General features: G+C 71.0%; 21 protein-coding genes. 11 read left to right on the forward strand and 10 right to left on the reverse strand.

Going from position 1 to position 22,956, the window contains the following annotated elements; translation table 11 throughout:
• The first annotated feature begins 9 nt into the window (after positions 1–9).
• The 6 genes from NOCA_RS17130 to NOCA_RS17155 all read left to right on the forward strand — a co-directional run bounded on the left by NOCA_RS17130 (position 10) and on the right by NOCA_RS17155 (position 7,340).
• Positions 10–471, forward strand: coding sequence for a hypothetical protein (locus NOCA_RS17130; protein WP_011756524.1), 462 nt, complete (start codon positions 10–12; stop codon positions 469–471).
• A 370-nt stretch (positions 472–841) separates the two neighbouring features.
• A complete protein-coding gene (locus NOCA_RS17135) occupies positions 842–2,842 on the forward strand; it encodes a MarR family transcriptional regulator (protein WP_140404043.1) in 2,001 nt (666 codons plus the stop codon).
• A 467-nt stretch (positions 2,843–3,309) separates the two neighbouring features.
• Positions 3,310–4,194: a deoxyribonuclease IV gene (locus NOCA_RS17140; protein WP_011756526.1), complete on the forward strand. Its 885-nt coding sequence runs from the start codon at positions 3,310–3,312 to the stop codon at positions 4,192–4,194.
• Positions 4,191–5,075, forward strand: coding sequence for a DMT family transporter (locus NOCA_RS17145; RefSeq protein ID WP_011756527.1), 885 nt, complete (start codon positions 4,191–4,193; stop codon positions 5,073–5,075). The genes NOCA_RS17140 and NOCA_RS17145 overlap by 4 nt, the downstream gene beginning before the upstream one ends.
• A 274-nt stretch (positions 5,076–5,349) precedes the next feature.
• Positions 5,350–6,393, forward strand: a complete 1,044-nt coding sequence (gene aroF, locus NOCA_RS17150) for a 3-deoxy-7-phosphoheptulonate synthase (RefSeq protein WP_041546630.1) — start codon at positions 5,350–5,352, stop codon at positions 6,391–6,393.
• Positions 6,394–6,473: 80 nt separating this feature from the next.
• The gene (locus tag NOCA_RS17155; protein WP_011756529.1) at positions 6,474–7,340 is read left to right on the forward strand and encodes an NADase-type glycan-binding domain-containing protein; all 867 of its coding nucleotides are present in this window, start codon (positions 6,474–6,476) and stop codon (positions 7,338–7,340) included.
• A 7-nt stretch (positions 7,341–7,347) separates the two neighbouring features.
• Here NOCA_RS17155 and NOCA_RS17160 read toward each other — a convergent pair whose 3' ends face one another.
• From NOCA_RS17160 to NOCA_RS17185, 6 genes are all read right to left on the reverse strand, one after another.
• Complete coding sequence (locus NOCA_RS17160) at positions 7,348–8,343, reverse strand: threonine aldolase family protein (protein ID WP_011756530.1); 996 nt, start codon at positions 8,341–8,343, stop codon at positions 7,348–7,350.
• Complete coding sequence (locus NOCA_RS25965; protein WP_011756531.1) at positions 8,340–8,918, reverse strand: plastocyanin/azurin family copper-binding protein; 579 nt, start codon at positions 8,916–8,918, stop codon at positions 8,340–8,342. Before NOCA_RS25965 ends, NOCA_RS17160 begins: the two co-directional genes overlap by 4 nt.
• Positions 8,919–8,969: 51 nt before the next feature.
• On the reverse strand, positions 8,970–10,271 hold the full coding sequence (locus tag NOCA_RS17170) for a class II 3-deoxy-7-phosphoheptulonate synthase (RefSeq protein ID WP_049774599.1): 1,302 nt from the start codon (positions 10,269–10,271) through the stop codon (positions 8,970–8,972).
• 115 nt (positions 10,272–10,386) lie between these two features.
• Positions 10,387–11,844: an APC family permease gene (locus tag NOCA_RS17175; protein WP_041546632.1), complete on the reverse strand. Its 1,458-nt coding sequence runs from the start codon at positions 11,842–11,844 to the stop codon at positions 10,387–10,389.
• Between the two features lie 98 nt (positions 11,845–11,942).
• A complete protein-coding gene (locus NOCA_RS17180) occupies positions 11,943–13,169 on the reverse strand; it encodes a pyrophosphate--fructose-6-phosphate 1-phosphotransferase (RefSeq protein ID WP_011756534.1) in 1,227 nt (408 codons plus the stop codon).
• Positions 13,170–13,412: 243 nt separating this feature from the next.
• Complete coding sequence (locus NOCA_RS17185) at positions 13,413–14,663, reverse strand: MFS transporter (RefSeq protein WP_197687728.1); 1,251 nt, start codon at positions 14,661–14,663, stop codon at positions 13,413–13,415.
• 75 nt (positions 14,664–14,738) lie between these two features.
• Between NOCA_RS17185 and NOCA_RS17190 the strand changes: the two genes are divergently transcribed.
• Together NOCA_RS17190 and glpK are read left to right on the forward strand one after the other, a co-directional pair.
• Entirely contained in the window at positions 14,739–15,581 is an 843-nt protein-coding gene (locus NOCA_RS17190; RefSeq protein WP_011756536.1) for a DUF1028 domain-containing protein, read from the forward strand.
• A complete protein-coding gene (gene glpK, locus NOCA_RS17195; RefSeq protein WP_011756537.1) occupies positions 15,578–17,059 on the forward strand; it encodes a glycerol kinase GlpK in 1,482 nt (493 codons plus the stop codon). The genes NOCA_RS17190 and glpK overlap by 4 nt, the downstream gene beginning before the upstream one ends.
• 76 nt (positions 17,060–17,135) lie before the next feature.
• Here the strand turns inward: glpK and NOCA_RS17200 are convergent, their stop codons facing one another.
• The 3 genes from NOCA_RS17200 to NOCA_RS17210 are packed head-to-tail and all read right to left on the reverse strand — an operon-like array spanning position 17,136 to position 19,273.
• Positions 17,136–18,020 carry a hypothetical protein gene (locus NOCA_RS17200; protein WP_011756538.1) on the reverse strand — a complete coding sequence of 295 codons (885 nt, stop codon included), beginning with the start codon at positions 18,018–18,020 and terminating at the stop codon, positions 17,136–17,138.
• Positions 18,021–18,029: 9 nt separating this feature from the next.
• Positions 18,030–18,533, reverse strand: a complete 504-nt coding sequence (locus tag NOCA_RS17205) for a flavin reductase family protein (RefSeq protein WP_011756539.1) — start codon at positions 18,531–18,533, stop codon at positions 18,030–18,032.
• Positions 18,530–19,273: a lysophospholipid acyltransferase family protein gene (locus NOCA_RS17210; RefSeq protein ID WP_011756540.1), complete on the reverse strand. Its 744-nt coding sequence runs from the start codon at positions 19,271–19,273 to the stop codon at positions 18,530–18,532. The genes NOCA_RS17205 and NOCA_RS17210 overlap by 4 nt, the downstream gene beginning before the upstream one ends.
• Before the next feature lie 112 nt (positions 19,274–19,385).
• Here NOCA_RS17210 and NOCA_RS17215 point away from each other — a divergent pair, with 112 nt between their 5' ends.
• The 3 genes from NOCA_RS17215 to NOCA_RS17225 all read left to right on the forward strand — a co-directional run bounded on the left by NOCA_RS17215 (position 19,386) and on the right by NOCA_RS17225 (position 22,002).
• Positions 19,386–20,159: an alpha/beta hydrolase gene (locus tag NOCA_RS17215; protein ID WP_011756541.1), complete on the forward strand. Its 774-nt coding sequence runs from the start codon at positions 19,386–19,388 to the stop codon at positions 20,157–20,159.
• Positions 20,160–20,180: 21 nt separating this feature from the next.
• Positions 20,181–20,639 (forward strand): hypothetical protein, encoded by a 459-nt coding sequence (locus tag NOCA_RS25970; protein ID WP_049774387.1) that lies wholly within the window; start codon positions 20,181–20,183, stop codon positions 20,637–20,639.
• A 118-nt stretch (positions 20,640–20,757) separates the two neighbouring features.
• Positions 20,758–22,002, forward strand: coding sequence for an ornithine cyclodeaminase (locus NOCA_RS17225; RefSeq protein WP_041546634.1), 1,245 nt, complete (start codon positions 20,758–20,760; stop codon positions 22,000–22,002).
• Here the strand turns inward: NOCA_RS17225 and NOCA_RS17230 are convergent.
• Positions 21,935–22,942 (reverse strand): ROK family protein, encoded by a 1,008-nt coding sequence (locus tag NOCA_RS17230; protein ID WP_011756544.1) that lies wholly within the window; start codon positions 22,940–22,942, stop codon positions 21,935–21,937. The two genes, NOCA_RS17225 and NOCA_RS17230, sit on opposite strands and share 68 nt — an antisense overlap.
• Positions 22,943–22,956: the final 14 nt, after the last annotated feature.

Raw genomic sequence — 22,956 nt, forward strand, 5'->3', positions numbered from 1 at the left:
GTTGTAGCGGTGAGCGAGGAGTCTTGGCACGAGGCACGGTTGATTCCGACCTCGGGTATCAACGGCGTCGAGGAGCGGGAACGACGTGCGACGTCTGCGCTGCTGGCGGATCTGGGCGCTGGGAAGGAGTTCGGCCGCACCTTCGTGAAGGCGTTCGGTGCGCCAGCGGCGGCCGTTGACGCTGGACACCGCCTGTCGGTTGACAGCGGCCGGTTCGGCTCCGATTGGCACCAGCAGGGTGACCATGTGATCAAGCCCGTCGTGTGCATGGGCGGACTGGCCAACCTCGTGGCGCTTGTCGAGTCGGAGGATCCGATCGTCGCAGGCGAGTTCCTCACCAGTGAGCAGGAGATGTCGTTGCCGCTGCACACCCACAAGGCGCTCACCGCGAGGCGGAACTCGGTGGGCACTGGGCTGAGCACGTGCTCGCGCGGATCGAGGCGTTCGACGGCTGCGGGGTCACCCTCTTGACCCCGCAGCACATCCGCGCCGACTACGTCCGCGCCGCCGACAAGGAAAGCGAGTCGCGGGCGCTGATTGTCTCGAAGCGTGTGTCCTTCCCCATCCAGCCCTGACCTCTCTCCGACGTTCTGGGCCCCGCTGCCTCCAGGGTGTAGCGGAGTCCGAACGCGGTGAACCCGATCTGCACCATCTGACTCTGTGTTGCTCATAATTCGTGGCAGGGTAGGGCGCGGACCCACGATCGGGAGGCCATGCGACGATGCCAAACATATCCGAGCGCAACTTGAAGGCGTTTCATGAGGCTGCTCAGTCCTTGAAACTGTACAGACGCGCGGAGCTTTCGGACGCTCGCGGGGAGTCGCTAGTCGAGCATTTGTACGTGGATCCCTTGCCGAATGACCACGTTCTCCAGACGATGTTGAAGAGCAACACTACTTTCCTGGTCGGGCGGAAGGGCACTGGCAAATCGACGGTCTTCCAGCGCGCGCAACATGAGTTGCGGAAAGCTGGAAAAGCGTCCGCATACATCGACATCAAGACCATCTACGAATCCAGCCAGGTCGATCCGGGTCTGGCCGCGAAGCTATCGGCAATGCCGGGTGCCATGAACTTGGACGAGATGGAGTCGTTGCTTCTCCATCGAGCATTCTTGGCCGCGATGATCCGAGCAATCCGCGAAGAGATCAAGAGCCGAATCAAGGTCTCTCTATGGCAGAAAGTTAAGAACTCGGTAGGTGGATCCGTGGATGATCTGTTTGAGGGCTTGGATGCCCTCCTTGAGGCAGCTGACGCGGACCGCTTTATCAGTGTTGTTTCCACCCGTTTAGTCGAAGAGCGCAGGCAGGACTCCGACGAGGTCATCAACAAGCAAGGTGTGTCCGGAAAGGTTGGCGCGGGTGCCACAGGGCCCGAGGCCTCCCTTGCGTTTGAAGACCAAACGAGCTACACGTTCGGGTCGGAGCGTGAACGGCAGTTTGCGGATATCTTGGTTCGCGTCTTCGACATCAAGTCGTATATACTGCAACTCAAGGAGTTGCTGAATCGAGTCGGACTGACACAGTTGTTCGTCTTCGTAGACGATTTTTCGGAGCTTCCGCCCCCCGCCATGCAGGTCGTCGTAGACGCTCTCCTCGGGCCCTTGAACAATTGGTCTGAAGAGTTGATTAAGTTCAAGATCGCTGCCTATCCCGGCCGCATCTACTACGGCCAAATCGATAAGACGAAGATTGATGAGATCAGCCTCGACATCTACAGCCTGTACGGCACCGCCGACATCGCGGGGATGGAAGAGAAGGCGGTCGACTTCACGCGCCGTCTGATCACGCGGCGTCTCGAGCACTTTGGTGTTCAAGCGCTCGGCGATGTCTTCGACACGCGTCGCTCCGGTGGAGATGAATTGTGGCGTCAATTGTTCTTCGCCACCATGGCAAACCCCCGTAATATTGGCTACGTATTGTATTTCATGTACGAGTCGAATCTCATCTATGGGCAGAAAATCAATCTTGCCTCGATCCGGGACGCGGCGCGTAGGTACTACGAGGAAAAGATTGAGGCGTATTTCGCCATGAATCGATTCCTGCACGAGAGCTTCGATGAACGATCTTCCATCTTTAGTCTCAAAGAACTACTCGACGCCCTCGTCATCCGAGCGCGTGAGTTGCGGTATCACACCACCTCGGCAGTAATGCGAGACCTCGAAGGTCGCCCACCTACGAGCCATTTCCACGTTGCGACGCAAATGGAGGCTCTGCTCGCAACCTTGGAGTTGAACTTCTTCATCACCAAGTACTATGTGATGAGTGACCGAGACGGTCGGAAGGTCACCGTTTACGCCCTTAACTACGGGCTATGTCAAAAGCAGAGCATTGAGTTCGGACGTCCTGAGGGGAAGCGCGAGTACCGGCTGTACTACGTGGAACGAGTGTTCGATGTCACTGCGATCCTCCAAGAGTACGTCAGAATGAATCAGGAAATCGTCTGCGACTCATGCGGCCACAACTTCGATCATGAAGCGCTTCCCGCCCTACAAATGTTTGACATGCTTTGTCCAGAATGCAGAACGGGCAAGTGTGTCATTACGAACCTCTCGAAGAAGTACGAGGCCACCCTTCGAGAGATTGATCCTGAACTTCTCCTGCCAAAGGTTGAGCTTGGGATTCTTCACACACTTGGAACCGAAGAGCGGGCTCTTTATGCCGCCGAGGTCGCTGGCGAACTGGACTGCTCGTATCAACTCGTTGGGAAGCGGGCGGTCAACTTGGCCGAGAGAGGCTTGGTGGATCGTGACAAATTCGACCAAGGGCGCCGCGAGCTGAGGGTTACTGAGTTGGCTCAGCGAACGTACTTGCGCGATCTAGTCGAGGACGTCGAGCCGGATTGAGGCGACCGCACGCGGGTGGTGCGCCATCTGCCCGGAGTGGGCTTCGAGCGCGCTAGCTGTGATGCCTAGGCACGTTGTGCGATCGGGTACCGCAATCGGTACATAGGTGAAGGCCAGCGGTTCAGCGACTACCAGCCTCGGGTGCGGGATACCGACCAGCGTCCCGGCAAGCAGCGCAGAGACACGATCGTTCATCTCTTTGGGCTCGCTGGCGACGCTGGCTCATTCGAAGGTGCGCTCCTAGAGGCGCCGAGCCAGGGGCGAGCACTCTTGGCCCGTGAGAGTGGTCTGTCATTCGGGCCGTTTCGACCTGCGTCAAAGTGGGCGAGATGCCCGGCCTGTCAATGCAACTGCGCCACCCTGAGCATGTGGCATCCCAGTCGCCGGATCCGCTCGATGCCATCGACGTGCCCGCGACGTCTGTGGGCGACGGTGGGACGACCGTCGGCGCCGAGTAGGTTGTGCGGGTGCTCGACCCCGCCCTCCGCAACCCGATCGGGACCCACGTGCTCGTCGGCAAGGGCCTCGTCGACGGCGCCGTCGCGAACGCGGACCTGGTCGCCTGCGAGACCTTCCAGGTCTTCACCGGCAACCCCCGCGGCTGGGCGCTGAGCGAGGGCAAGCCGGCCGACGACGCGCGCTTCCGCGACCTGATGGCCGCGCGCGGGACCCGGGTGTTCATCCACGCGCCGTACCTCGTGAACCTCGGCTCGCCGACCCCGGCGACCTACGAGCGCTCGGTGGCCTCGGTGGCGCACAACCTCAAGCGGGCGGCGGAGATCGGCGCCGAGGGCGTCGTCGTGCACACCGGGTCGTACGTCGACCCCGGCGAGGGCGACAGCCTCGCGCGGCACGCGCGCGCGATGCGGCAGGTGCGCGAGGGACTCCTGCCCCTGCTCGACGCCGTCGCCGGCGACGATGCACCCTGGCTGCTGCTCGAGCCGACCGCCGGCCAGGGCCGCTCCCTGTGCGCCGGCGTCGAGGACCTCGCGCCGTACCTCGAGGCCCTCGACCACCACCCGAAGGCCGGCATCTGCCTGGACACCTGCCACGTGTTCGCCGCCGGGGCGCCGCTGGACGAGCCGGGCGGCACCACCGCGACCGTGGACCGGGTGGTCGAGATCGGCGGCCCGGGCCGGCTGCGGCTGGTGCACGCCAACGACTCGATGGACGTCCGCGGCGCCTTCAAGGACCGGCACCAGCGGATCGGCGAGGGCCACATCGGCGAGGGCGCGTTCACCGAGCTGTTCGCGCACCCGGCCACCGAAGGCGTGCCGTTCATCCTCGAGACGCCCGACTCGCGCGACGTCGACAACCGCGACATCCCGCTGCTGAAGAAGCTGCGCGGATGAGGCGCACCACCCTGCTCGCCACCGCGACGCTGCTCGGCATCACCGCGTGCTGGGGGTCGACGTTCTTCCTGATCCACGACCTGCTCGACCGGATCCCGGCCGTCGACTTCATCGCCGTCCGCTTCTCGATCGCCGGCATCCTGCTCCTCGCGGTCGCGCCGCGCGCGGTGCTGCGGCTCTCCCCTGCCGCGCGCCGGCAGGCCGCCGCGCTCGGTGGCCTGTACGGCGTCGGGCAGATCCTGCAGACCAGCGGACTCGCCCACACCTCGGCCAGCGTGTCCGGGTTCATCACCGGGATGTACGTGATCGCCACCCCGCTGTTCGCGGCCGTGCTGCTGCGCAACCGGATCACCCGAGCGACCTGGTTCGCCGTACTGCTTGCCGCCGCGGGCTTGGCCGTGCTCACCCTGCAGGGCTTCTCCGTCGGCTACGGCGAGGCGATCACCCTGGTCGCGGCGATGCTCTTCGCGCTGCACATCGTGGGGCTGGGCGCGTGGTCGAGCACCCGGGACGCGCTGGGCATGTCGATCCTGCAGGTCGTGGTGGTGGCGGGGATCGGCCTCGTGGCCAGCGCCCCGCACGGCATCGTGCTGCCCGACAACGGGAGCGACTGGCTCTCGGTGGTCTACATGGCGGTCTTCCCCGCCGCGCTCGCGCTGCTCGGTCAGACCTGGGCGCAGGCCCACCTGTCGGCGACGAGGACCGCGATCGTGATGAGCATGGAGCCGGTGTTCGCGGCGTTCTTCGCCGTGCTCCTGGGTGGGGAGTCGGTGACCATGCGGATGCTCGTCGGCGGCCTGATGGTGCTGGCCGCGATGCTCACCGTCGAGCTGGCCCCGCGCCGCAAGGTCGAGGGTGAAGTGCCTCACATCGCCGTGTGATCACACCGCTGCCGGCGCTGCTCGGAGTCGCTCTGCCCAATGGTCCTAGTACCACTCGTTCCGCGACGCGAGGCGGGCCACCGGTCCTAGCATTTTCCCGGTCCGAGGGTGTCGGTAGCCCTCCCCCGCAGCGCAGCGGCGGGCGATGGCACGGGCACCCTCGGGCCTCCCAAGGCTCGGCCTCCTCCGCATCGGGTCCGTCCGGATGCTGAGTCGCGGCCGTCCGGCCGCCGCCGGTCACCTACGGTTCTCCCGCCCCCGAGAGGAGTCCCGCATGGTCGTCGTGATGTCCCCCGATGCCACCGCCGAGGACGTCGCCCACGTCGTCGCGCGGGTCGAGAGCGTCGGCGGCAAGGCGTTCGTCTCGACCGGCGTGGTCCGCACGATCATCGGACTGGTCGGCGACATCGACTCCTTCCACCACCTCAACCTCCGCACCCTGCGCGGCGTCGCCGACGTGCACCGGATCTCCGACCCCTACAAGCTCGTCAGCCGCCAGCACCACCCGGACCGGTCCACCGTCTGGGTCGGCGCCCCCGGCCGCCAGGTCCCGATCGGCCCGGAGACGTTCACGCTGATCGCGGGACCGTGCGCGGTCGAGACCGCGGAGCAGACGCTCGAGGCGGCGCAGATGGCCCGCTCCGCGGGGGCGACGATCCTGCGCGGCGGCGCGTTCAAGCCACGGACCTCGCCGTACGCCTTCCAGGGGCTGGGCGTCGCCGGGCTCAGGATCCTCGCCGACGTCGGCGCCGCGACCGGGCTGCCGGTCGTGACCGAGGTGGTCGACGCCCGCGACGTCGCCGTGGTCGCGGAGCACGCCGACATGCTCCAGGTCGGGACGCGGAACATGGCGAACTTCGGGCTGCTCCAGGCCGTCGGCGAGTCCGGGAAGCCGGTGCTGCTCAAGCGCGGGATGACGGCCACGATCGAGGAGTGGCTGATGGCGGCGGAGTACATCGCCCAGCGCGGCAACCTGGACGTGGTCCTCTGCGAGCGCGGCATCCGGACCTTCGAGCCGTCCACCCGCAACACCCTCGACATCTCCGCCGTGCCCGTCGTGCAGGCCACCAGCCACCTCCCGGTCGTCGTCGACCCCTCGCACGCTGCGGGCCGCAAGGACCTGGTCGTCCCGCTGTCGCGGGCCGCGATCGCCGTCGGCGCCGACGGCGTGATCGTCGACGTCCACCCGGACCCGGAGACCGCCCTGTGCGACGGACCCCAGGCCCTGCTCGGCTCCGAGCTGCGCGACCTGGCCCAGGCGGTACGCCGGCTCCCCGAGATGGTCGGCCGCCGACCCGCGGCCGACCACGCAGGCTGACGCGGCGCCGGTGGTCCCGCACCACTAGTCTGTCGCCGGGCCGGGCGCGCTCAGACTGACGCCGGCCCGCGAGGAGTCACATGAGGTTCTGCGTCAGCTGCGGCCACGAGCTGGGGGTCGGCCGCTTCTGCACGAACTGCGGCCACCCCATCGGCCAGCCCATCGACCAGGGCTGGCGCACCGACACCGCCGAGCGACCCGCGGTCGCGGTGCCTCCTGCGCCGCGGTACCCGCTGTTCGCCGACGAGGCCGTGGAGCCGTCGGCCGCCGCACACCGCCGGCCCGGCCCGCCCTGGGGACTGTGGGCCGCCGCGGCCCTGGCCCTGGTCGTCGTCGCCGGACTCGGCGTCTGGCTGCTCACCGGCGACGACTCCGGCCCCGACGCCCGACGCCCCACGAGCTCGCAGCCGCCGGCATCCTCGGGCCCGGCCTCGCCCCCGTCGCAGGACGAGCCCGGCCACGACCCGGCCCGGGTCACCGCCGAGGCGAGCGTCGAGGTGCCGGACACCGCCCCGCCCGGCCAGGACGTGTCCGGCAACCGGGTCGACTACGCGGGCGAGAACCTCCTCGACGGGATCCCGGAGACCACCTGGCGGATGCCCGGTGACGGCACCGGTGAGGAGCTGGTCATCACCCTGGCCGCCGAGACCCGGCTGCGCAGCGTGGGGCTGGTCAACGGGTACGCGAAGACCGCCCGGGACGCCGAGGGACGCGAGCTCGACTGGTACCACGGCAACCGCCGGGTCACCAGCGTGGAGTGGGTCTTCGACGACGGCACCACGATCACCCAGGACCTCGACGACACGACCGCGGTCCAGTCCGTCGACGTCGATGTCACCACCACGACCGTCACGCTCCGGCTGGTCGCCGTCTCGGCGCCGGGCCAGGGCCGGGCGGCCCGCGACTACACCGCGATCAGCGACGTGTCGCTGGTAGGTGCGTCCTAGGCACGCGTCACGCCAGGCGGGCCAGCACCGCCGCGGCCTTCTCGGCGTCCTCGCGGGTCACGTCGAGGTGCGTGACCAGGCGTACGGCGGTGGGGCCGACCGCGGAGACGAGCACCCCTTCGTCCCGGGCGGCGGCGACGAAGTCGGCGGCGTCGGCGCGGTGGACGACCACGATGTTGGTGTCGACCTCCGCCGGGTCGATGCCGCAGGCCTCGGCCAGGAGCCGGGCGTGCTCGTGGTCGTCGGCCAGCCGCTCGAGGTGGTGGTCGAGCGCGTGCAGCCCGGCCGCGGCCAGGATGCCCACCTGGCGCATCCCGCCGCCCATCCGCTTGCGCCACACCCGAGCCTCGGCGATCGCGTCGCTGCTGCCCACCATCAGGGAGCCGACCGGGGCGCCGAGGCCCTTGGAGAGGCACACGGACAGCACGTCGGCGATCGCGCCGTACTCCGCGAGCGGCGTGCCGGTCGCCACGTGCGCGTTCCAGATCCGGGCGCCGTCGACGTGCACGCCGACGCCGGCTGCGGTGGCGTACTCGCGCAGGTCGCGCAGGTCGTCGAGCGGCAGCACCGCTCCCCCGGCGAAGTTGTGGGTGTTCTCGACCGAGATGGCCGCGGTCGGCACGAAGAACGGGCCCATGTCGGGGGCGAAGATCGTGCGGATCGCCGCCAGGTCGACCTGGCCGCGCGGGTGGATCCAGGTGCGCATGGTCAGGCCCGTGTAGGCACCGTGCGCGCCGAGCTCGGCGCGGGCGATGTGCGCGCTGGCCTCGCAGAGCACCTCCTGGCCCGGCCCGACCAGCGAGCGCACGGCCAGCACGTTGGCCATCGACCCGGTCGGGGTGAACAGCGCGGCCTCGTGGCCGAGCAGGCCGGCGACCCGCTCCTCGAGGCGCGCGACCGTCGGGTCCTCGCCGTACACGTCGTCACCGACCTCGGCGCGCGCCATCGCCTGGCGCATCGCGTCGGTCGGCCTGGTCAGGGTGTCGCTGCGCAGGTCGATCACGAGGTCTTGACTACCACGGCGGGCGACCAGCCCGACGTGGCGGACCCCTGTGTGGTGCGCGCCCGCACCGACCAGGTGCCCGGGCGGGCGAAGCGGGTGCTCGCCGCCGTGGTGTCCGTGCGCAGCGCCTTCCACGGCCTGGTGCCCTTGCGGACCTGCACGTCGTACGTCGTCGTGTCGCCCCCGGCGGCGGTGGCCCAACGCAGCGTCCAGCCCGAGGACGCCGACCCGGACCGGGCCACCGGCACCCGCACCGACCCGGTCATCGACGGGTGGAACGTGCACCTGTAGGGATAGCTGCCGGCGCCACCGAAGGTGCGGGCGAAGGTCTGGCCGCCGGATCGGGACCCGCTGTTCCAGAAGCCCTGGGTGGAGGTGGTGGTGTGCGCGACGGCGTCCGGGAAGGTCCACGTCACCGAGGCGCCCAGCGCGGCAGTCACCCGGGACGGGGAGAACTGCATGTTCGCGGCCGACACGGTCGGGCCGCCGGCGGTCGAGGTCGCCACCGGTACGGCGGCGAGGCCGGTCGCCAGCAGGAGGCCGGCGACCACGCGAGGAGCGAGGCGAGCGATCATGCGCGGGACGCTAGACCCGGATCATGAGAGCGGGGCGCCACCGGACGGGAGTCAGGCCTGCCGGAGCATCTCCGCGACGAGGAACGCCAGCTCGAGCGACTGGACCCGGTTGAGCCGCGGGTCGCACACCGACTCGTAGCGGTTGCCGAGGTCGACCTCCATCAGGTCCTCGCCCCCGCCGACGCACTCGGTCACGTCGTCGCCGGTGAGCTCGACGTGCAGGCCACCGGGCCAGGTGCCGAGCGAGCGGTGTACGTCGAAGAAGCCCTGCACCTCGTCGATCACGTCGCCGAAGCGGCGGGTCTTGTAGCCCGAGCTCGCCTCGAAGGTGTTGCCGTGCATCGGGTCGCACACCCACGCGACCTCGAGCCCGGCGGCGGTGACCTTCTCGACCAGCGTCGGCAGGCCGTCGCGGATCTTGCCGGCACCGAAGCGGGTGATGAACGTGAGCCGGCCTGGCTCGTTGTCCGGGTTGAGCTTCGCGGCGAGCGCCAGCGCGTCGTCAGGCGTGGTCGTCGGGCCGAGCTTCACGCCGATCGGGTTGCGGATGTGGCTCAGCAGCTCGACGTGCGCGCCGTCCAGCTGGCGGGTCCGCTCGCCGATCCAGAGGAAGTGCCCGGAGACGTCGTACGGCGTGCTCGTGCGCGAGTCGATGCGCGTCAGGGCCTGCTCGTACTCCAGGACCAGCGCCTCGTGGCTGGAGTGGAAGTCGACCCGGTGGAACTCATCGGGGTCCGCGCCGATCGCCCGCATGAAGGTCAGCGCGCGCTCGATCTCGTTCGCCATCGCCTCGTACTGCTGGCCGACCGGCGACTCCCGCACGAAGTCGGTGTTCCAGGTGTGCACCTGGCGCAGGTCGGCGTAGCCGCCGGTCACGAACGCGCGCACCAGGTTCAGCGTCGCGGCCGACGAGTTGTAGACGTCGACCAGCCGCTGCGGGTCGGGCACCCGCGACTCCGCGGTGAAGTCGTAGCCGTTGACCGCGTCGCCGCGGTAGGCCGGCAGCGTCACCCCGTCGCGGGTCTCGAAGTCCGAGGAGCGCGGCTTGGCGTACTGCCCGGCGATCCGGCCGACCTTCACGACCGGCACGGACGCGGCGTAGGTCAGCACGACCGCCATCTGCAGCAGCACCCGCAGCTTGTTGCGCACGTTGTCGGCGGTCACGCCGGCGAACGTCTCGGCGCAGTCGCCCCCCTGCAGCAGGAACGCCTCGCCGCGCGCGACCTGGGCGATCTTGCCCTTCAGGTCGTCGCACTCGCCGGCGAACACCAGCGGCGGGGCCGTCCGCAACCGCTGGACCGCCGAGTCGACGGCGGCGCGGTCGGGGTACGACGGCTGCTGGGCGGCGCCCATGGCGTGCAGGGTCGCGAGGTCGGGGATCGTGCTCACCGGTCAAGGGTACGGCGGGTCCCCCACGCGGCCCGATTCGGTGGTCGCCGACGAGACACCGGCCCCCGCCGCCCGACGGTCACTCCTGGAGGTGCTCGATGTCGCGGAACCCGGTCCGCTTCCCGCGGATCCCGCGGTTGGTCAGCCAGGTGACCAGCCACAGCACGACGCCGAGCGCCAACATCCCGCCGGCCACCTGGTACTGGACCCAGTCCTCGCGGTCGCGCGCCCACGGCCCGGCGAGGTACAAGCAGGTGGCCGCGCCGAGCATCGGCATCCAGCCGGGCACCGCGAACCCGCCCTCGGGGCCCGGGTCGCGACGCAGCACCAGGCAGGCGACGTTGACCACCGCGAACACGCACAGCAACAGCAGCGCGGTCGTGCCGGCCAGGGCCGAGATCACCGCGGTCTCGGCGAGGAACGTCACGACCACGATCAGGGCGAGCGCGAGGAGCGTGGAGAAGAGGATGCCGGCGTACGGCGTGCGCCGACCCGGGAGCACTCGCCCGAGCGAGCGCGGGAGCACGTCCTGGCGGGCCAGGCCGTAGAGCAGCCGGCTGGCCATCAGCATGTTGATCAGGGCCGTGTTCGCGACCGCGACCACGGTGAGGAACGGGAACACCTTGTCGATCGGGAGCCCGGGCGCTCCCATCTCGACCACGTTGAGCAGCACCTTGCCCTCGTCGGCGACGACCGACTCGATCTCGCCCTCGGGGATCACCGCGACGACCGAGATCGCGACCAGGATGTAGAAGACCACGGCGATGCCGAGCCCGGTCAGCATCACCCGCGGGAAGATCCGCATCGGGTCCTTGGTCTCCTCGACCATGTTCACGGAGTCCTCGAAGCCCACCATCGCGAAGAACGCGATCGCGGTGGCCACCGTGACCGCGAGGAACAGGCCGCGGTCGGACCCGGAGTCGAAGACGACGACCCGGCCCAGGTCGGCGTCGCCCTGCGCCATCACCCAGAAGCCGATGGCGATCACGATGACGAGCGCGGCCATCTCCACCAGCGTGAGGAACACGTTGAACTTCACGCTCTCGCCCACGCCGCGCAGGTTGATGACCGCGAGCAGCAGCATGAACCCGATCGCCACCACGGTGATCGCCGTGTCGCCCTGCGGCAGCTGCCACCCGAGCCCGTCGAGGCCGGCCAGCAGGTTGGTGGCCAACAGGTTCGACGACGTCGAGGCGCTGGTGATGCCCGAGCAGATGACCGCGAAGGCCACCAGGAACGTGACGAAGTGGAGGCCGAAGGCCTTGTGGGTGTAGAGCGCGGCCCCGGCGGCCTGGGGGTACTTCGTGACCAGCTCGAGGTAGGAGAACGCCGTGAGGGTGGCGACCGCGAACGCCACGAGGAACGGCACCCAGACGACGCCGCCGACCTCGAGCGCCATCTCACCGGTCACGGCGTAGATGCCGGCGCCCAGGATGTCGCCGACGATGAACAGGAGCAGCAACCGCGGACCCATCACCCGCCTCAGGTCGGGGGTCGGTCCGTTGACGTCGACGGTCTCCGCGGCGCGGGTGCTCATCGGGCTCTCCTCGGTCGGGGTCGGATCTCCTGGATCGTTCCCCCACCGCACCCGGCCTCAATCCCCCGGCGTCTCCCGAGCGTCGTGGCCCGGCCGGGTCAGTGGTCGGCCGCCACCGGCTCCCCGGTGGGCTGGCCGATGCCCGCCAGCAGCTCGCCGAACCACGGCGCGGAGGTGTCGAACACCTTGCCGCCGCGGATCCGCGGGAACTCGCAGACCCGCAGCTCGCCGTCGGCGTCCTCGTCCTGGCCGACGACACCGCTCTCGCCGCGCAGGGCGGCGTCGACGGCGAGGTCGGAGCAGGCGCGGATCAGCGCGAGGTCCTCGTCGTTGGCGGCCGCCGAGCGGGAGAAGTAGCCGCTCTTCTGCACCATGGTCTTCTCGGCGCCCACGAGCTTGCCGAACTGCTTGCCGAACCAGGCGCCGGGGTTGATCGTGTCCAGCTTGACGTGGCCGAACGCGTCCCGCTTGGGCTCCTCGCCCCGCGCGAGCATCTCCTCGACGATCGTCGAGACGCCGGCGCCCTCGGACAGGAAGATGTTCACGCAGCCGGTCTGGTCCATCACGGCCTTGAGCCGCTCGGACTCGGCGGCGATGTCGAAGGACAGCTCGGGGACGTAGACGGCGTGCACGTCCCAGTGCTCCTGGGTGTTGCCGCCGAAGCCGGAGAACTCCTGGGCGACGACCCACTCGCGGTACTTCGCCGCGGTCGCCGCGGTCAGCCAGCCGCAGTTGCGGCCCATCACCTCGTGGATGATCAGCATCCGGGGGTTCGAGGAGTGCTCGGCGATGATGTTGCGCGCGAACAGCGCGCCCTGCTCGGCCGCGGTCCAGGCACCCAGCGACTGGCGGATCGGCACCACGTCGTTGTCGATCGTCTTGGGCAGGCCGACGACGGTCAGCTCGTAGTCGTTCTCGTGGAGGTACGCCGCCAGGTCGGCCGCGGTCGTGTTCGTGTCGTCCCCGCCGATGGTGTGCAGGACGTCGACGCCGTCCCTGGTCAGCTGCTCAGCCGCCACGTGCAGCGGGTCCTGACCCTCCTGGACGAGGCCGCGCTTGACGCAGTCCTTGACGTTCGTGAGCTTGACCCGGCTGTTGCCGATCGGGCTGCCGCCGTACCGGTGCAGCAGGTGAGCCTGGTCGCGCACCTCCGGGGTGATCGTGAGGTACCGGCCACCGAGCAGCCCGGCGTACCCATTGAGGTAGGCGATGATCTCGATCTCCGGCTCGACCTCGGTGTAGCGCTCGATCAGCGCTCCGACGGCCGAGGACAGGCACGGGGCCAGGCCCCCGGCGGTGAGCAGCGCAACGCGGCGGACGGTCATGGGGCTTCTGCTCTCTCTGCTCGGGGCCCCGGGGCGGGCACCTTTGGATCGTTCACAGTCACTACTTCGACTCTAGCCGGACCTAACCCTGCCCGGCCACCCCTCCGGCCGGGTCCTAAGCCACCAGCCTGCAGGTCGAACGGCACGGTAGGAAAGTCCCCGTGCCCTCGAGTTCCATGCCCCGGACCCACGCGGACCCGGTGCCGGTCGCCCTCACCCTCGACCCGGTCTCCTGGAGGGTGGTCAGGCCGGCAACGGCTCCTCGGCCCGGTTCGTGACCGCCTGAGCCGCGTGCGGAAGCACCCGGCCGAGCAGCACGGTCAGACCGGCACCGACCAGCGACATCACGACCAGCGCGACCCAGATCTGGGACGGGCCGCGGTCCAGGAGCCAGGCGAAGGCGACCGGCGCCACGGTGCTGGCCAGGTTCCAGGCCAGCTGGATCAGCGCGAGGTAGCGCCCGCGCAGGTGCTCCGGCGCGGCCTCCGCCGACAGCGCGCCGAGCACCGGCCCGCCGAGCAGCTCCCCCAGCGTGTAGATGCCCGAGCCGAGCACCACCACCGCCGCGGCGAGCCCGACCGAGAGCCGACTCGCGCCGAGCAGCACGACGAACGAGGCCGCGAACACCAGGTTGCTGAGCAGCAGCACCCGCCAGCGCAGCGCGCCGGTCATCGCCCGGACCGTCAGCCCCTGGCCGAAGCCCACCATCACGGTGTTCAGCGTGAACACCGCGCCGGTGACCCAGCCGGAGAGCCCGAGCACGGTGGTCGCATACACGGGCACCGCGAAGTTCAGCACCATCATCGCCGTCGAGTAGGCCATCTGGGTGACCCACAGCAGCCGGTACGGCCGGTCGCGCAGCACGGTGCCCCACGCGCCCTCGACCGCGCGGTGCGCGACACTCGCCGTCGGCGGCACGGCCAGCAGCAGGAGGAAGGCGACGACGTACGACACGGCGTTGGCCAGCACGACCGCCGAGTACGCCGTGGTGGTGCCGATCGTGATCGCGAGGCCGGACGCGAGCCCGCCGACCGCGAAGCCGACGTTGCGCAGCGCCCCGAGGAAGCCGAACCACTTCTCCCGCTCTCCCGGCGCCGAGATCGCGGCGACGATGTTGCCGTAGGAGCCCCAGAAGGCGGTCCGGCCCACCGTCACGACGACCGTCCACAGGGTCAGGCCGACGAAGGAGTCGGTCGCGAGGTAGGCGACGAAGCCGGCCGTCTGGAGCAGGTTGCCGGCGAGCAGCACGTGCTTGGCGCCGTAGCGGTCGACCAGGCCACCGAGCAGCGGGCCTGCGGGCAGCGCGACCGCCGACGCCAGTGAGATCGCGGCCCCGACCTGCACGAGCGACAGGTCGGTCGTGACGAGGAAGTAGAGGATCGAGACCGGCATGAACACACCGCTGCCGATCGCGTCGATGGCGATGGCGGTGACGAACCTGCGGTGGTTGCCCACGGAGGGGAACCCCAGCGCGGCGCCGATGCGGTCGAGCACCCCCACATCCTCCTGCCTCGGGCCGCGTGGTCGGCAACCCGATATCGCCATGCTGCCGTCCTCTAGGGTCGGGCCATGACGTTCTCGATCGTGGCCCGGTCCGCCGACGGTGAGTCCTGGGGCGTGGCCGTGGCCTCCAAGTTCCTCGCCGTCGGAGCCGCCGTCCCGGCGGCGGTGGCCGGGGTCGGCGCGATCGCCACCCAGGCCGACGCCAACGTCGCCTACAAGGGCCAGGCGCTCGCGCACCTCGACGACGGCGCCACCGCCTCCGTCGCCCTCCAACGGCTGCTGGAGGAGGACGACGGACGCGAGCACCGCCAGGTCGGCATCGTCGACGTGGACGGCAACGCGGCCAGTCACACCGGCGCGGACTGCCTCGACTGGGCCGGCAGCCTGACCGGCGCCGGCTACGCCATCCAGGGCAACATCCTCACCGGCTCCGAGGTCGTCGAGGCGATGGAGGCGGCCTGGCTCGCCGGGCCGCCGGACGCACCGCTCGCGCACCTGCTGCTCGCAGCCTTGGCTGCGGGCGACGAGGCCGGCGGCGACTCGCGCGGCCGCCAGTCGGCGGCGCTCCTGGTCGTCCGGGACGGCGCCGGGTACGGCGGCCTCGACGACATCGCCGTGGACCTGCGAGTCGACGACCACGCGAGCCCGATCGCCGAGCTGACCCGGCTGCTCGAGCTCAACGACCTCTACCTCACCGCGTCCACCGAGGAGGAGAAGGTCCCGGTCACTCCGGAGCTCGAGGCGGAGCTCGAGGAGCTGGCCCGCGCGGCCGGGGCCCGGGACCTCCAGGCCTGGGTCGGCACCGAGAACTACGAGATGCGGGTGGCGCCGGACGGGACCTGGATCGACGTCAAGATCCTGGAGATCCTGCGCGGGACCAGGGGCGGCGCCGGGGGTACCTCGGCATGAGCGTCCTCGCGATCGACGCCGGCACCACCGGGGTCACCGCCGTGGTGGTGGAGCACGACGGCTCGATCGCGGTCAAGGGCTACCAGGAGTTCGCGCAGCACTTCCCCCAGCCCGGCTGGGTGGAGCATTCCCCCGAGGAGATCTGGCAGGCCACCCTGGAGGCGGTCCGGGACGTGCTCCAGCGGTACGACGCGTCGCGGCTCGAGGCCGTCGGGATCACCAACCAGCGCGAGACGGTGCTGCTCTGGGACCGCGAGACCCTCGGGTCGCCGCGCCGCGCGATCGTCTGGCAGGACCGTCGTACCGCCGACCTGTGCACGCGGCTGCGCGAGGCCGGCCACGAGGCGCGGGTCAGCGAGCTGACCGGGCTGCGCCTGGACCCGTACTTCTCGGGCACCAAGCTGATGTGGCTGGCCGAGAACGAGCCGCACACCTGGGCGCTGGTCGAGTCGGGCCGCTACGCGATCGGCACCGTCGACTCCTACCTGATCGCGCGGATGACCCGTGGCACCTGGCACGCCACCGACGTGTCGAACGCGTCCCGGACGCTCCTGCTCGACCTGGAGACCGGCGAGTGGTCCGACGAGCTGTGCTCGCTGTTCGGGGTGCCGCGCGACGCGCTGCCGGAGCTGGTGCCGAACTGGGGCGAGATCGCGACCACCGACCCGACGACGTTCCTCGACCTGTCGCTGCCGATCTCGGGCCTGGCCGGCGACCAGCAGTCCGCGCTGTTCGGCCAGACCTGCTTCGACGAGGGCGACTCCAAGTGCACCTACGGGACCGGGTCGTTCATCCTCACCAACACCGGCACGACGATCCAGCGCTCGGACGCCGGACTCCTCGCGACGGCCGCCTGGCGCTCGCCGTCCGGCGAGCTCACCTACGCGACCGAGGGCGCGATCTTCGTGACCGGTGCCGCCGTGCAGTGGCTGCGCGACGGGCTGCAGATCGTGGGCTCGGCCGCCGAGACCGAGCCGATCGCGCGCACCGTCGCCGACACCGGCGGGGTCGTCTTCGTGCCCGCGCTGACCGGCCTGGGCGCGCCGCACTGGGACCCGCACGCCCGGGGCCTGGTCATCGGCATCACCCGCGGCACCACCCGCGCACACCTGGTCCGCGCCGCGCTCGAGGCGATCGCGTTCGAGGTCCGCGACGTGCTCGACACCCTCTCCGGCGCGGGCGCCGGGCTGTCCTCGCTGCGCGTGGACGGCGGCGCCTCCGCCAACAACCTGCTCTGCCAGATCCAGGCCGACCAGGTCGGCGTACCGGTCGAGCGCCCGGCGACCGTCGAGACCACCGCCTTGGGCGCCGCGTTCCTGGCCGGGCTCGGGGCCGGCGTGTGGGGGTCGACCGACGACCTCCGCGAGACCTGGCGGCTGGATCGGCGCTTCGAGCCCGCCCTCGACCGGCCCACCGCCGACGCCGCCCACGCCCGCTGGACCGACGCCGTCGAGCGCGCCAAGGACTGGGCCGACTGAGGCCTGCTCGACCCGAGCGATAGTCCCTGACGGTTGCGCGGTTCGGGAGCGCTCCCAGACCCGCAAACGTCAGGGACTACCGGCGAAGCTTCGCGAGGGCGGCGGCCGCGGCGTCGCGTTCCTCGCGGGCGTCGCGCCGCGCGGTCTCCGCCTCGTCGCGGGCCTCCTCGGCCTCCGCGATCTCGTCGTCGACCTCCTCGGCCACCGACTCCAGCTCGGCGATCCGCCCGCGCAGCTCGTCGATCTCCGCCTGGATCTGCAGGCTGCGCGCCGCGAGCTCGGCGTACGCCGCCGTCGCCTCGTCGTGGGCCTCGGCGGCCTCCTCGAGCTCGGTCTCGGCGGCCGCCAGGGCCTGCTCGGCCGCCGCGATCGCCTTGCGGTCCGCCTCGGGGTCGGGCACCACGTGCAGGTCGGGGCGCCGCGGCGGCTCGGCGGCACGCGCGGGGGCCTCGAAGCCGAGGGCCTCGGGGACCGCGATGGCGCCGGCGAGGTCCGCCGGGTCCAGGCCCGTGGTCGCGAGCGCAGTCACGAGCATCCCGCTGCGCACGGCCCGCGCGCAGTCGGCGTCGACCATCGCGGCGGTCAGCGTGGCCTCGACCTGGTCGGCGACCGCCTCGGTGACCCTGGTGCCCTCCTCCCGGGCGGTACGCCGGGCCCGGGTGGTGACCGCCGCCGTCAGCTGCCGGCGCTGCCTGGTGAGCTCGCGCAGCACGTCGCCGGACATCGCCGCCTGGGCCTCCCGCAGCGCCGCGCCGACGGAGAGCACCTGCTCGACCTGCTCGCTCTCGCGGCGGACCAGCAGGTTCACGACCCAGGCGGCGACCGACGGCTTCCGCAGCGCCTTGACCTGCTTGGCCAGGTCGGTGCCCTTGAGCTCCCTGACCCGGGCGTCGCGCGCCGGGGTGAACTCGGCCAGCGGCAGGCCGTACAGCTCGTCCGCGATCTCGAGCAGCTCGGCCATGGCAGGACCCTACGGGCGGACCCAGCGGCCGCGGCGGTGCACCAGGGGTTGGTCGTCCGCGCCGACCACGACCTCCTCGATCGCGAGGGTGAGCAGCGAGGACCAGCCGACCGCCGCGGTCGACTCCAGCCGCACCCCCGCCCAGGTCGACGCGTCGGCGAGCCGCGGCCCCCACGCGGTCTCCTCGAAGGCGGCCGTGCGGAACGGCCCGCCGGGCGCGGGCGCCGTCCCGGCGAACGCCTCCGCCAGGTCGCGGTGCACCCAGGAGAGGAGCTGGACGACCGCGCGGCCGGTGCGGGCGACGACCGCGGCCAGGTCGCTGTCGGGGTCCACGAGCGCGAGCACCCGGGCCGGCTCGCCGTTCGCGACCATCAGCGAGCTCACCGTGAGGCCGGCCCGGGAGGTGTCGTCACCGGCGGTCACCAAGGCGACGGTGCCGGTGATCCGGCCGCGGAACCGGCGGACCGGGTCGGGCTCCGGGTCGAGGAACGGGTGCGCGGAGTGGATCGTCAAGACGCGAGCTTGGGCTCGTCGGGCTCACCCGGCTCCTGCTGCGCGGCCGCGTCCTTCTCGCTCTTCCGCGACTCCTCCTTCGCCCGGGCGCCGTACATGTCGACGTACTCCTGGCCGGAGAGGCGCATGATCTCGTACATGATCTCGTCGGTGATCGAGCGCAGGATGTAGCGGTCGCTCTCCATCCCGTCGTAGCGGGAGAAGTCCAGCGGCGCCCCGAAGCGCACGACCGGGCGGGTGAACCGGCCGAACTTCTTGCCCGGCGGCGCCACCACGTCGGTGCCGAGGACCGCGACCGGGACCACCGGCACCTTCGCCTCGAGCGCCAGCCGCGCGACGCCGACCTTGCCGCGGTAGAGCCGCCCGTCGTGCGAGCGGGTGCCCTCCGGATAGATGCCGAACAGCTCGCCCTCGGCGAGCACCCGCTTGGCGGAGATGATCGCGCCCTCTGCGGCGCCGCCTCCCGACCGGTCGATCGGCACCTGGCCGGATCCCGCGAAGAACGTCCGCTGCAGCCAGCCCTTGAGGCCCTTGCCGGTGAAGTACTCGGCCTTGGCCACGAACGTCACGCGGCGCGGGAGCGTGAGCGGCATGAACAGCCAGTCGGCGTACGACAGATGGTTGCTGGCCAGGATCGCGGGGCCCTCGAGCGGGACGTTCTCGGCGCCGTACACGCGGGGCCGGAACACCAGGCGCAGCCACGGTCCGAGGGCGATCCACTTCAAGAACCAGTAGAACACCGACGACCTCCCAACCGACCCGAGACATCCGACGGGCGAAGCCTAGACCGTCGCGCGCGACTTCCCCCATACCGAGGTCGGCCGGACCCTCGGGTGCGGCAGAATCCCGGCCATGACCATCCACCCGCTCGCCACCCCGCTCTCCCGCCCGGCGCGGCCGGAGCTCACCGGCGGCCGACGCGTCGGCGTGCTGCTCAGCCACGGCTTCACCGGCCAGCCGGCCTCCATCACGCCGTGGGGCGAGGCCCTGGCGGAGCACGGGTACGCCGTCGAGGTGCCGCGCCTGCCCGGGCACGGCACGACCTGGCAGGAGCTGAACACCCTGACCTGGGCGGACTGGTACGCCGAGATCACCCGCACGTTCGAGAAGCTCCTCGCGGACAACGACGCGGTCGTGGTGGGCGGGCTGTCGATGGGCGGTGCCCTGGTGCTGCGGCTGGCGGCGGACCGCCCCGACCGGGTCGCGGGCGTCGTCGTGGTGAACCCCGCGCTCGCCACGAAGCGGCTGGACGTGAAGCTGCTGCCGCTGCTCAAGCACGTCGTGCCGTCCTTCCCGGGCATCGCCAACGACATCAAGAAGTCCGGCGTGCAGGAGCACGGCTACGACCGGACCCCGCTCAAGGCGATCCACTCGATGATGCGGGCCTGGCCCGGCCTGGTCCGCGACCTGCCCCGGATCACCGCACCCGTGCTCTACTTCCGCTCGACCGAGGACCACGTCGTCGACGAGGCGACCGAGCCGCTGATCCTGTCCGGGATCTCCTCGCGCGACGTCACGGTCACCCGGCTGCCGGAGAGCTACCACGTCGCGACCCTCGACAACGACGCCGAGCAGATCTACGCGGACACCGCCGCATTCGTGGCCCGCGTCACCTCCGGTTCGTAGCGCGGGCCTACGCTCGTGGGTGTGCAGCCGGACCGACCTGACCAGCCGGACCGCCCGGACGGCGACGACGAGGAGCGCGCCTGGCGCGCCATCGTCGAGAACTACGGGGAGCGGGCCGAGCTCGACGAGCCGCGCGCACCCGAGCCGCCGCCGTACTCCTCCGCGCCGTTCGGCGGGCGGTTCGGCGACCTGCGCGCGCTCGGGCACGAGGACGAGGACGAGCCGTTCGTGGCCGAGGAGGAGGGCTTCGAGCCTCCGGAGCCGCCGCCCCTCCCCCGGGTCGCACCCGACCGGCTGGCCGCTTGGCTCGGCGTCTTCGGCTCGCCCGCCGTGCTGCTGTTCGCCCTGGTCTTCTCGATCTCGCTGCCCGAGCTCGTCGCCTACTTCCTGATCGCGGCGTTCGTCGGCGGCTTCGGCTACCTGGTCTTCCGGATGCCCCGCGGGCCCCGCGACCCGTGGGACGACGGCGCCCAGGTGTGAGCGCCCCGGCCCGACCCGGGCCAGCGGTGAGATAGCAACCGCTTTCCGTCGGAAATTGGTTGTAGCCGCACCGCCAGCCTCGGCGCCCGACGCGATCCACCTCGTTATCGTGCAGCCCGTGAGTGCCCACGAGTCGGTAGAGATCACCGGCCACCTGATGGACCACGGGATCCTGTCCCGCGTGCTCGACGACATCCGCGAGTACGGCGGCGACTACGCGATCGAGCGCTTCGACGTGGGTCGGGAGACCGACGACCCCTCGCACGCGGTCATCACCGTGACCGCCGAGGACGGCGAGGCGCTGGAGCGGCTGCTGATGCGGCTGCAGACCCGCGGGGTCAACCAGGTCGACCCGGGCGAGGCGAGCCTCAGCGAGGCCGACCGGGACGGGGTCTTCCCCGACCACTTCTACTCGACCACGAACCTCGAGACCCAGGTCCGCCTCGGGGGTGCCTGGCTGCGGGTCGACAACCCGGAGATGGACTGCGGTCTGATCGTCGAGCGCGGCGCGGACGGACGGCCGGCGCGCGTCCACACCCTCCCGATGTCCGACGTGCGGCGCGGGATGCTCGTCGTGACCGGCGCGTCCGGCGTCCGGGTCGCGGTGCCCGCGCCCGACCGCACCGCCGGTGCGTTCGGGTTCATGGAGTCCGACGTGTCGTCGGAGAAGCCCCAGGCGGTGCTGGTCCGGCAGGTCGCCGACGGCATGCGCGAGGCCAAGGCCGCCGGCAAGCGGGTGCTGTGGGTCGGCGGCCCGGGCGTCGTGCACACCGGCGCCGCACCGGCGATGGTGGCCCTGGTGCACGCCGGGTACGTCGACGTGCTGTTCGCCGGCAACGCACTCGCCACCCACGACATCGAGTCCGCGCTCTACGGCACCAGCCTCGGCGTCGACCTGGCCATGGGACGGGGCGTCGAGCACGGGCACGAGCACCACATCCGCGCGATCAACACGATCCGCCGCGAAGGGTCGATCAAGGCCGCCGTCGAGAGCGGCGTGCTGACCGGCGGGATCATGCACGCGATGGTCACCCACGACAAGACGTTCGTCCTGGTGGGCTCGGTGCGCGACGACGGGCCGCTGCCCGACGTCTACACCGACGTGATCGAGGGCCAGCGGGCGATGCGGGCCAACCTCACCGACGTCGGGTTCTGCCTGATGGTGGCGACCATGCTGCACTCGGTCGCCACCGGGAACATCCTCCCGGCCTCGGTGCCGCTCGTCTGCGTGGACATCAACCCGGCGACCGTCACCAAGCTGGCCGATCGCGGGTCCGCGCAGGCCCGTGGCATCGTCACCGACGTCGGGCTGTTCCTCGAGCAGCTCGCCGTCGAGCTCGTGCCCGAGTACCGGCGCTCCTGAACGTCTGCCGGGCCAGCTCGGCGGCCCCGATCGCACCCGCCTCGGGGCCGAGGGCGGCGCGGACCACCGGCGGCACGGTGCGGTGGGCGGCGCCCACCAGCGACTCACGCATCGCGACCCGGGCCGGCTCGAGCAGCAGGTCGCCGGCCGCGGACAGGCCGCCGCCCACGACCACGATCTCGGGGTCGAACGCCGCGACCAGGTTCGCGACCCCGACCCCCAGCCACCCGCCGACGTCGGCGAAGGCCTCGAGCGCGACCGCGTCCCCGGCCTCGGCCGCCGCGGTGACCATCGGCCCGGTGAGCCGGTCGGGCTCGCCGGCGCAGGCGGCCTCGAGCGCGGTCGGCCGGCTGCCGATCCGGGCCCGCGCGTGCCGCACCAGCGCGTTGCCGCTGGCGTACTGCTCCCAGCAGCCGGTGCCCCCGCACTCGCACGCCTGACCGCCGGGGACCACCTGCATGTGCCCGAACTCTCCGGCCATCCCGTTGTGGCCCCGGTGGACCGCGCCGCCGAGCACCACCGCGCCACCGATGCCGGTGCCCATCGTCACCACGATCGCGTCGGCGGCGTTCCCCACGGCGCCGTAGGTCAGCTCGGCGCGGGCCGCGCAGTTGGCGTCGTTGTCGAGCACGACCGGTGCGCTCCAGCGCTCCGCGAGCCGGGCCCGGACGCCCTCGTCACGCCACGGCAGGTGCGGCGCGAACCGGACCCGCTCCCCCTGGGCGTCGACGAAGCCGGCGGCCGCGATCCCGATCGCGCCGATCCGGCGGAGGCCGGCGATCTCCTGGACCGCCTCGGTCAGCGCGTCCTCGACCAGCCGGGCCTCCACCCGCCGGCCCGGCGTCGTACGACGGGCGGTGCGCAGCACCCGGCCCGAGCGCGAGACCGCCGTGGCCAGCACCTTCGTCCCGCCGATGTCGACCCCGATGAAGAGTGGCACCCCGTCGGTCCCGT

The sequence above is a fragment of the Nocardioides sp. JS614 genome, from assembly GCF_000015265.1.
GTDB lineage: Bacteria > Actinomycetota > Actinomycetes > Propionibacteriales > Nocardioidaceae > Nocardioides.

Coding starts and splice junctions, on each gene's coding strand:
- NOCA_RS17170 (WP_049774599.1), bottom strand. CDS start 10,271: ATGGGCGCCGCCCAGCAGCCGTCGTACCCCGACCGCGCCGCCGTCGAC.
- aroF (WP_041546630.1), top strand. CDS start 5,350: ATGGTCGTCGTGATGTCCCCCGATGCCACCGCCGAGGACGTCGCCCAC.
- NOCA_RS17155 (WP_011756529.1), top strand. CDS start 6,474: ATGAGGTTCTGCGTCAGCTGCGGCCACGAGCTGGGGGTCGGCCGCTTC.
- NOCA_RS17145 (WP_011756527.1), top strand. CDS start 4,191: ATGAGGCGCACCACCCTGCTCGCCACCGCGACGCTGCTCGGCATCACC.
- NOCA_RS17215 (WP_011756541.1), top strand. CDS start 19,386: ATGACCATCCACCCGCTCGCCACCCCGCTCTCCCGCCCGGCGCGGCCG.
- NOCA_RS17180 (WP_011756534.1), bottom strand. CDS start 13,169: ATGACCGTCCGCCGCGTTGCGCTGCTCACCGCCGGGGGCCTGGCCCCG.
- glpK (WP_011756537.1), top strand. CDS start 15,578: ATGAGCGTCCTCGCGATCGACGCCGGCACCACCGGGGTCACCGCCGTG.
- NOCA_RS17200 (WP_011756538.1), bottom strand. CDS start 18,020: ATGGCCGAGCTGCTCGAGATCGCGGACGAGCTGTACGGCCTGCCGCTG.
- NOCA_RS17190 (WP_011756536.1), top strand. CDS start 14,739: ATGACGTTCTCGATCGTGGCCCGGTCCGCCGACGGTGAGTCCTGGGGC.
- NOCA_RS17175 (WP_041546632.1), bottom strand. CDS start 11,844: ATGAGCACCCGCGCCGCGGAGACCGTCGACGTCAACGGACCGACCCCC.
- NOCA_RS25965 (WP_011756531.1), bottom strand. CDS start 8,918: ATGATCGCTCGCCTCGCTCCTCGCGTGGTCGCCGGCCTCCTGCTGGCG.